Below are 7829 nucleotides of genomic sequence, written 5' to 3' on the forward strand. Positions count from 1 at the left end.
GGATGGGGCTGCTGGACATCCTGCTCGGTCGTACGAAGCCGGTCGCGCCCGATCTCGACCAGCTGTTCGCGCTGCCCTCGGCGGCCGTCACCCTGCAGGCCGCGACCGCCTTCACGCCGACCGGGCACGGCGCGGTGTGTTTCGCGACGGTCGAGGGCGGCGCCTTCGAGCAGACGCACCGCGAGGTGCAGGCCCTGCTGGACGCGGACGCCGACCGCACCGGGCCCCCGGTGGAGCTGGAACGGGACGCCTACGGCTACTCCTGGCTGGTCTCCCGCCGCGGCCCCGACGAGCTGCCGCTGCTCGTCAACGACCTGCACGCGGTGAACAGCTCGATGGAGGTCAACGGCTTCGGCCCGCAGCTGCTGTGCTCCCTGGCCGGCTTCCAGGACGGGCCCGGCCGCCGGCTCGCGCTGGTCTACCTCTACAAGCGCGGCACCTTCTACCCGTTCGCGCCGCTGCCCGGCGCGGGGCAGCGGCGCGACAACGCGCTCGAGCTGCAGGTGAAGGCGGCCCTCGCCGACGACCTGCGGATCGAACAGGACCTGGAGCGCTGGTTCCCGGTGTGGGGCGCCCCGGGGCTGTGACCCGGGGCCGCCGTCACGACAGGTCCCGCTCTCACCTGCTCTTCTCGCGCGCCTGACGGCGGGCCTCCAGGGGGCGCTCGCGGCGGTAGCGGCGCTCCCACTTGGCCTGCCTGTCACGGCGGTCGCGGTACGCCTTGTACGTCGCGGGCGCCGCCCCTGACGGGGCCGCGCCGCCCGACGAGGATGTAGAGGACGCGCCGCGCCCGTACTGCACGTACACGAAGAGCAGGGCGACGGCGGCGAGCCAGTAGAGGTGGTTTCCGAATCCCAGGACGACCAGGACGACCGTCCCGGAGATGACGATGGTGCCCATGACGGGCCTCCCTGGGCGGTGGGTTGGGATGCCTCGAGAGTGCACCGGGACGTGGGGGTGGCGCATCTCCTTTTCTTCCGCCTGCGTGCCTCTCAGCACGGCTATAAAGTCGGGAAAAAGGCGCGAAACGTTAATAAGGGGTGTCCGGCATGAGCAATCTCTTCGTCGTCGCGTACAACGACCTCGCCACCGCCGAGCAGGTGCGGCAGAAGCTGTTCGACCTGTCCAAGCAGCATCTGGTCGAGCTGGAGGACGCGGTGGTCGTCGAGCGGCGGGAGGACGGAAAGATCAAGCTGCACCAGGCCGTGAGCCACACGGCGGCGGGCGCGGCCGGCGGCGCCCTGTGGGGCGGTGTGATCGGGCTGCTCTTCCTGGCGCCGCTGCTCGGCGCAGCCGTGGGCGCGGCGGCCGGAGCGGCCGGCGGCGCGGTCACCGACACGGGCATCAACGACAACTTCATGAAGGAGCTCAGCCAGAATCTGCGCCCGGGCGCGGCGGCACTGTTCGCGCTGATCAGGCAGGCGGCCGGGGACAAGGTGATTCCGGAAATCGCACCCTACGGCGGCCAGTTGGTGCAGACCTCACTGAGCCAGGCCGAGGAGGACCAGCTGCGCGAGGCACTGGCGGCAGCACGGGCACCGAAGACGGAGAGCACACCTCCCCCGGCCTGACCGGCGTGAGTGAATGGGGGGCCATGAGCGAGCTCAACGCGGTGTACGGCGGTGGTGCGGGAGCGGCCACCGCCGTTGTGCTGCACGGCGCGGGCAACGGCAGCAAGGAGCGGCTGCTGCCGCTGTTGGGCGAGTTCGTGGCGCGCGGCTGCGGCGGGCCGGCCCTCGACTTCTCCGGGCACGGCAAAACACGGGCAAGCTACGGGAGTTGAGCCTTGGGCGACGCTTCGAGCAGGCCGTGTCCGTGATCGACACGCGGATCCGGCGGACGAGGCGCTGGTCCTGGTCGGGTTCAGCTTCGCAGGTGGCGGCCGGTTGTCAGTGGTGTTCGGCAGGATGCTCTGTGGACGCGACTGAACGGGTGGAGGTCGGAGCATGGGTGGCGGACAGCAGCCGTATGTCGGTGTGGCGGAGCGGCGGACGCGGCTGGCGCTGCGGCATCGGCTGGCGCCGGCGGCGCGGGGCGCGCGTCCCGAGGAGGTCGCCGGCGCGCTCGTCGCGCTGCACGGCACGGACCCCGCGACGGTGTATCTGGCGGTGGGCGCACGGCTCGCGGAGCAGGCGAAGACGGTGGCGGAGACCGAGCGTGCGCTGTACACGGACCGGGCCCTGGTGCGGATGCACGGCATGCGGCACACCGTGTTCGTGTTCCCGACGGAGCTGACCGCCGTCGTGCATGCCTCGACCGGTCTCACGGTCGCCGCCCGTGAGCGGGCCTCGCTGGTCAAGGACATGGCGAAGGCCGGGGCTCCGGACGCGGCCTGGCTGAAGGAGGTCGAGGAGTCGACGCTGGCCGCGCTGGCCCGGCGCGGCGAGGCGACGGCCGCCGAACTGACGCAGGACGAGCCGCGCCTGCGGGAGCAGTTCGCGTACGCGGCCGGGAAGAGCTACGAGGGTGTCCACACCGTGTCGTCCCGGCTGCTGCGGCTGCTGGGCGTGGAGGGGAAGGTCGTACGCGGCCGGCCGCTCGGCTCCTGGACGTCGACCCAGGCCCGCTGGGCCCTGGCACCCGAGCATCCCGAACTGGACGTCGCCGAGGCCCAGGCCGCACTCCTGCGCCGCTGGCTGACGGCGTGCGGCCCGGCGACGGAGTCCGACCTGAAGTGGTGGACGGGGTGGCGGGTGACGGAGGTACGGCGGGCGCTGGCCGCGATCGGGACGCAGGAGGTCCGGCTGGACGAGGGCACGGGGTACGTCGTCGACGGCGACACCGAGCCGGTGACGGCGCCCGTGGAGCCGTGGGCCGCCCTGCTGCCCGCCCTCGACCCCACGGCGATGGGCTGGCAGCTCCGCGACTGGTTCCTCGCCCCCGACCTGCGCCCCGCCCTCTTCGACCGCAGCGGCAACGTGGGGCCGACGGTGTGGTGGGACGGGCGTGTGGTGGGCGGCTGGGCCCAGCGGCCCGACGGGGAGATCGTCTGGCGGGTACTGGACGGCGCGGGCGTGGGCCGGGAGGCGCAGGCGGCGATCGAGGCGGAGGCGGCGCGACTTCGGGAGTGGGTGGGGACGACGCGCGTCACTCCACGCTTCCGGACACCGTTGGAGCGGGAGTTGGCGGGGTGAGGAGCGGGACCCTGGAGTACCGATCGGCGCATTCCGGCAACGCCGGCGCCGGGCACCGCACAACAGCACGGCACCCGGCGCCACCACTCAGCGCGTGTACCGCAACAGCGCACGCACCATGTGGCACGTCGTGTCCGACGGCGGGTGGACGCCGATGAGTTCCGCGGTGCTTCGTATCGTCTCGTTCCGGGCCTGGTTCGGCGCGTACACGCCCGAGTCGAGCAGGGCGATCGCAAGGCGCATGGCCTTGAGCCGGCGGTTGTGCGTGACGTACCACTCGCGCGGACGCCCCGGCGGCAGCGGCCGCTTCTCCACGGGCGCGTACGGCCGGTCGAGCAGCACGGGACGGTTGGCGGTGGACTGGGTCGGCTTCGGCTTCAGTGCGGCAGCGGGCACAGGCATCCTCCTGTCGCGGTCAGGGCGCCGCCCGGACACTCCGGCAACACCCTCGAACACTACTTCCAGTCTACTGGCCGCCACTGACATCCGGGGAGTCGGCGAACCTGCCAAACGCCCAGGTGAGCAGGGGAATGCCGCCGTGTCACACACGATCTGCGAGGTGCCTGTGAGACGAAGGAAAATTCGAACAGAGCTCGTCGTTGCGACCCTGGCCTCAGGGGGTCGTGCGAGGCGATCGCGGCGGCGTACCGTGCCCGCATGGAAATCTGGATCAACCCCGCCTGCTCCAAGTGCCGCAGCGCCGTCAAGCTGCTCGACGCCGAGGGCGCCGACTACACCGTCCGCCGCTATCTGGAGGACGTACCGACCGAGGACGAGATCCGCGACGTACTGAGCCGGCTCGGTCTCGAACCGTGGGACATCACCCGCACCCAGGAGGCCGCGGCCAAGGAAATCGGCCTCAAGGACTGGCCACGGGACGCCGCCGCGCGCGACCGGTGGGTCACCGCACTCGCCGAGCACCCGAAGCTGATCCAACGGCCCATCATCACCGCGGACGACGGCACGGCGGTGGTCGCCCGCACCGACGAGGCCGTACGCGAGGCCCTGTCCCGTTAGCACGGTTGGCACGGCCCCGCCGACAACTCCCATGTGATGTACGTTACTTCAACGTACTCCTGTAACCGCTGAGTAACCTCGTTCGGGATCTCGTACATAGCGGCGTACGCTCCCCTACCTCCCAGGAGGCGCGCATGTCGCGTAGGAGAACTCTCGGTACGAAGAAGAAGATCGCCCTGCTGGTCAGTGCGGCGACGGTGGCGGGAGGCGGTGCCTTCTTCATGGCGACCACCTCGAACGCCGCGCCCCCGAAGACGGCCGCCGAGTCGTCCGTCTGCCAGGGGCTCGCCACCGCCCTCGGCAACAACGAGCGGTTCATCGCGGACCAGAAGGCCAAGCCCGACGCTCAGTCGACGGCGCGGATCGCCAACCGCGAGGCCGTCATCGAGCAGATCAAACGCCAGCAGGAGGCGTCCGGGTGTGTCGTGGGGGAGTCGGCTCAGGGCTCCCAGGCGGCGCAGAACGGCCAGCAGGGCGGTCAGCAGCAGGCGGGCGGCGGCCAGGCCGCGCAGCCCTCACAGACCGCCGCCCCGGAAGGCAACGGCGGTGGCGCCGCGGCCTCCGGCCAGCAGGTGTGCAACGGCTCCACCGTCACGCTCTCCGGCGAGGGTGGCGCGCCGGCCGCGTCCAGCAACCAGTTCCCGGCGGGTACGAAGCTGAAAGTCACCAACCTGGACAACAACAAGTCCACGACGGTGGAGGTCACTTCGGTCTCCGGCAGCTGTGTCCTGCTCAACAACGCGGCCTTCGAACAGGTCCGGGAGCCCGGCAAGTTCCTGATCCGCCGGGCGCTGATCGAGAAGGTGGGGTGAGGCTCAGCCTCTCAGAAATCCGCTGAGGCGGCGGCCCAGTTCGGCGGGTGCAGCGTGCGGCAGGGCGTGATGGGAGACGTCCGGCAGGACGACCGTCTCGACCCGTGGCAGCACCGCACTCGCTCGGGCCGCCACCCGGTACGTGTCATGGGTCCTGCTGTTCCCGGCCAGGAGCAGCAGGACCGGCATGTCCAGGGCGCGCAGCGCCAAGGGCGCCGGGCGCGGGCCCGTCACCGGCCTGACGGAGGGGAAGCCGGTGGCGGCCTCCTGGAGCCGGAGCCAGTCGGGGTCCAGGCCCGCCCCGCCGGTCTCCCACTCCAGGAAGGCGCGGACCCGGCGCGGCGAGGGCCGCAACAGCATCGGCAGAGCACGCGCGAGGTACGCCGCTTTGAACCCGGCGAAGCACTGGGTCGGGTCCAGGAGGAACAGGCGGCGCACCCGGGCGGGCGCGTGCAGGGCGTGGTGGAGGGCGATCCACGCGCCGTACGAGTGCCCGCCGAGGACTGCCGGACCGGCGCCCAGCCCGTCGAGGACGGCGCCGAGCCAGGCGGTGAGGTCGGCGATCGTACGGGGGTGGCGGTCGCCGGCCGCGGCGCTGCGACCCGGGGCGCCGACCAGGTCGACGGCGTACACCCGATGGGTAGGGGCGAAGTCGGCCGCTTGGGCGAACCAGGACGCCGAGGTCGCTCCCCCGCCGCCTGGCAGCAGCACGAGCGGGGGTCCGTCGTGCGGGCCGCAGGCGTTGACGTGGGTCGTGCCGTACGGCGTGGGGACCCGGACGGCCTCCCGCTGGGCGGGCCACCTGGCCATGACCTTGTCGTAGGCCGCCTGAAAGGCGTCGTCGTCGTACGCGTCGCTCATGCCCGTCCTCAGCCCCTCCCTTATTATCTCGCTCAGCGAGATGTTCGATGAGCGAGATAATAACGGAGGAGACGCATGCCGACCCAGGGTCCGGAGATGGAGATCGTCCATCTGCTGCGCGCGGTGACGGTCGAACTCGGCCTGCACAGCACGCGGTTCGCGAACCGCAGCGGCATGCACCCCACGGACGTACGCGCCCTGATCGCGCTCATGGACGCGGCGCGCGGGGGCGAGGAGATGACGGCCGGGCGGCTGGGCACGGCGCTGGGGCTGAACTCGGCCGGGACGACCTCGCTGATCGACCGCCTGGAGCGGGCCGGGCATGTGCGGCGGGTGCGCGGTGGGCGGGACCGGCGCAAGGTAGTCGTCGAGGTGGACGAGCGGGCGGTCGAGCTGGGGTGGTCCTTCTTCGGGCCGCTCATCGAGCGTGCGGTGGAGCTGCTGCGCGGCTACGACGAGCGGGAGCGGGCCGCGATCCGGGGCTTCCTGGAGGGGGTGCGGAAGGCGGCGGCCGAGGGCGACTGAGCGGGCCCGCTCCGCACGCCGCCCTGCCCGCTCCGAGCGGGAGTAGCCGTGCCGGGGCACCGTATTCCCATCGCATACGAGCCGTCGGGCGGACCTCGTGTCCGCGACCGCGAACGCCGAGTTTCCGCACCGACCAGGTCCTCACCGCGTGAGCCGCGCCACAGCATGACCAGGTAACACGGGGTTCACAAACGGGCAATGATCGGGAAATCGCCTGTTGACAGGCTGCCGGGCAAACAAGCGCGGCGCCCCAGTGCCGCAGCGCCGCAGCACCCGCAAACGCGCCCAGACCCACCCCCGAAGGATGTGGCCCGTGACCTTCAAGGCTGAGTACATCTGGATCGACGGCACCGAGCCGACGGCCAAGCTTCGTTCCAAGACGAAGATCCTGGCCGACGACGCCAAGGGTGCCGAGCTGCCGATCTGGGGCTTCGACGGGTCCTCCACCAACCAGGCCGAGGGCCACGCCTCGGACTGCGTGCTGAAGCCGGTCTTCACCTGCCCGGACCCGATCCGCGGCGGCGACGACGTCCTGGTGCTGTGCGAGGTCCTGAACATCGACTTCACCCCGCACCCGTCCAACACGCGCGCCGCGCTCGTCGAGGTCGCCGAGAAGTTCGCCGCGCAGGAGCCGATCTTCGGCATCGAGCAGGAGTACACCTTCTTCGACGGCGCCCGTCCGCTCGGCTTCCCCGAGGGCGGCTTCCCGGCCCCGCAGGGCGGCTACTACTGCGGTGTCGGCGCCGACGAGATCTTCGGCCGTGAGATCGTCGAGGCCCACCTGGAGAACTGCCTGAAGGCGGGCCTGGGGCTGTCCGGCATCAACGCCGAGGTCATGCCCGGCCAGTGGGAGTTCCAGGTCGGCCCGCTGTCCCCGCTGGAGGTCTCCGACCAGCTGTGGGTGGCCCGCTGGCTGCTCTACCGCACCGCCGAGGACTTCGGCGTCTCCGCCACCCTCGACCCCAAGCCGGTCAAGGGCGACTGGAACGGCGCCGGTGCGCACACCAACTTCTCCACCAAGGCGATGCGCGAGGGCTACGACGCGATCATCACCGCGTGCGAGTCGCTCGGTGAGGGCTCCAAGCCGCTCGACCACGTCAAGAACTACGGCGCCGGCATCGACGACCGTCTGACCGGTCTGCACGAGACCGCCCCGTGGAACGAGTACTCCTACGGTGTCTCCAACCGTGGCGCCTCGGTCCGTATCCCGTGGCAGGTCGAGAAGGACGGCAAGGGCTACATCGAGGACCGCCGCCCGAACGCCAACGTCGACCCGTACGTGGTGACCCGCCTGCTGGTGGACACCTGCTGCTCCGCCCTGGAGAAGGCCGGCCAGGTCTGATCCACACGCTCGAAGTCGAAGGGGGCCCCCCGGGGTTGGGGGGGGCCCGCGTGTTTTAATGCGGGGGGTTTGTGTGGTGGGTGTAATAGTTGGGGGCAGGGGTAAGACGGGGGGCGTGGGCTCAAAGTGGAGAAGGGG

11 protein-coding genes are annotated in these 7829 nt (G+C 71.2%); 8 read left to right on the top strand and 3 right to left on the bottom strand.

Going from position 1 to position 7829, the window contains the following annotated elements; translation table 11 throughout:
* Positions 1-2 precede the first annotated feature (2 nt).
* On the top strand, positions 3-587 hold the full coding sequence (locus ACFVJQ_RS02615) for a hypothetical protein (RefSeq protein WP_385511805.1): 585 nt from the start codon (positions 3-5) through the stop codon (positions 585-587).
* Positions 588-618: 31 nt separating this feature from the next.
* Here the strand turns inward: ACFVJQ_RS02615 and ACFVJQ_RS02620 are convergent, their stop codons facing one another.
* Positions 619-900, bottom strand: a complete 282-nt coding sequence (locus ACFVJQ_RS02620) for a hypothetical protein (protein WP_224733115.1) — start codon at positions 898-900, stop codon at positions 619-621.
* Between the two features lie 149 nt (positions 901-1049).
* Here ACFVJQ_RS02620 and ACFVJQ_RS02625 point away from each other — a divergent pair, with 149 nt between their 5' ends.
* The 3 genes from ACFVJQ_RS02625 to ACFVJQ_RS02635 all read left to right on the top strand — a co-directional run bounded on the left by ACFVJQ_RS02625 (position 1050) and on the right by ACFVJQ_RS02635 (position 3134).
* A complete protein-coding gene (locus ACFVJQ_RS02625; protein WP_385780366.1) occupies positions 1050-1571 on the top strand; it encodes a DUF1269 domain-containing protein in 522 nt (173 codons plus the stop codon).
* Between the two features lie 23 nt (positions 1572-1594).
* Positions 1595-1783, top strand: a complete 189-nt coding sequence (locus tag ACFVJQ_RS02630) for a hypothetical protein (protein WP_385780369.1) — start codon at positions 1595-1597, stop codon at positions 1781-1783.
* A gap of 163 nt (positions 1784-1946) precedes the next feature.
* A complete protein-coding gene (locus ACFVJQ_RS02635) occupies positions 1947-3134 on the top strand; it encodes a winged helix DNA-binding domain-containing protein (RefSeq protein WP_385780371.1) in 1188 nt (395 codons plus the stop codon).
* Positions 3135-3221: 87 nt separating this feature from the next.
* On the opposite strand, the gene ACFVJQ_RS02640 is transcribed toward ACFVJQ_RS02635, so the two are convergent.
* Complete coding sequence (locus ACFVJQ_RS02640) at positions 3222-3530, bottom strand: hypothetical protein (RefSeq protein WP_385511812.1); 309 nt, start codon at positions 3528-3530, stop codon at positions 3222-3224.
* A gap of 261 nt (positions 3531-3791) precedes the next feature.
* Here ACFVJQ_RS02640 and ACFVJQ_RS02645 point away from each other — a divergent pair, with 261 nt between their 5' ends.
* Positions 3792-4151: an arsenate reductase family protein gene (locus ACFVJQ_RS02645; protein WP_385511814.1), complete on the top strand. Its 360-nt coding sequence runs from the start codon at positions 3792-3794 to the stop codon at positions 4149-4151.
* Positions 4152-4285: 134 nt separating this feature from the next.
* Positions 4286-4963 carry a hypothetical protein gene (locus tag ACFVJQ_RS02650; RefSeq protein WP_385511815.1) on the top strand — a complete coding sequence of 226 codons (678 nt, stop codon included), beginning with the start codon at positions 4286-4288 and terminating at the stop codon, positions 4961-4963.
* 3 nt (positions 4964-4966) lie between these two features.
* Here ACFVJQ_RS02650 and ACFVJQ_RS02655 read toward each other — a convergent pair whose 3' ends face one another.
* Positions 4967-5824 (bottom strand): alpha/beta fold hydrolase, encoded by an 858-nt coding sequence (locus tag ACFVJQ_RS02655; RefSeq protein WP_385780375.1) that lies wholly within the window; start codon positions 5822-5824, stop codon positions 4967-4969.
* 75 nt (positions 5825-5899) lie between these two features.
* Between ACFVJQ_RS02655 and ACFVJQ_RS02660 the strand changes: the two genes are divergently transcribed.
* Positions 5900-6349: a MarR family winged helix-turn-helix transcriptional regulator gene (locus ACFVJQ_RS02660; protein WP_385511819.1), complete on the top strand. Its 450-nt coding sequence runs from the start codon at positions 5900-5902 to the stop codon at positions 6347-6349.
* A gap of 313 nt (positions 6350-6662) precedes the next feature.
* Positions 6663-7691 (top strand): glutamine synthetase, encoded by a 1029-nt coding sequence (gene glnII, locus ACFVJQ_RS02665; protein WP_385511821.1) that lies wholly within the window; start codon positions 6663-6665, stop codon positions 7689-7691.
* The last annotated feature ends 138 nt before the right edge of the window (positions 7692-7829 follow it).

This window comes from Streptomyces sp. NPDC127197 (genome assembly GCF_042672405.1).
In the GTDB taxonomy this organism is placed as follows: domain Bacteria; phylum Actinomycetota; class Actinomycetes; order Streptomycetales; family Streptomycetaceae; genus Streptomyces; species Streptomyces flavusporus.